Annotated in this window: 1 protein-coding gene and 1 pseudogene (1 of these 2 cut by a window edge); both read left to right on the top strand. The window is 68.7% G+C overall.

The annotated features are described in order from the left end of the window. On the top strand, positions 1-215 hold a 215-nt coding region (locus CCL05_RS45770), incomplete at its 5' end, for a hypothetical protein (RefSeq protein ID WP_208641762.1). Beyond that, positions 212-451: pseudogene (locus CCL05_RS43265) on the top strand (AAA family ATPase) (its annotated part continues 361 nt past the right edge of the window); the annotation flags it as partial. The gene CCL05_RS45770 and the pseudogene CCL05_RS43265, both read left to right, overlap by 4 nt.

Raw genomic sequence — 451 nt, 5'->3', positions numbered from 1 at the left:
CGCGCGCACCATGCCTCTGGACTGATGTCCGCGTGCGGGTCAGCGGCGGCGAGCCCGGGGAGTGCGAGCGGTCAGAACCGCGGGGGCCGGTCTTCGCGGAGTACGGCCAGACACCCGCCCAGCTCGCCCGGTCGAACAACCGAAACCTCCCCAGGACGGGGGACTCACTGGGGGAACGTACGTTTTCCGAGCCCTGGGCGACACTGGTCGAGTGATTGTCGAACGCGCGTATGCCCATCTCTCCTCGTACGACGAGGATGTCTGGCCCTGGTCGGTGCCCTGCGTCCGGCAACTGCTCGACGAAGGGCTGCGCTTCACGGCACCGGTGACCTTTCTGGTCGGTGAGAACGGCTCGGGGAAGTCGACCCTGGTCGAGGCGCTGGCGGAGGGGTTCGGTCTGGACTCCTACGGCGGCTCCCACGACTGGCGCTACGCCTCCCCGCGTGGCAAG

Origin of the sequence: Streptomyces africanus (assembly GCF_002150735.1) — a bacterium.
Taxonomy (GTDB): Bacteria; Actinomycetota; Actinomycetes; order Streptomycetales; family Streptomycetaceae; genus Streptomyces; species Streptomyces africanus.
Note: the sequence above shows the minus strand (reverse complement) of the source record. Positions and strands in the feature narration are given on the sequence as shown.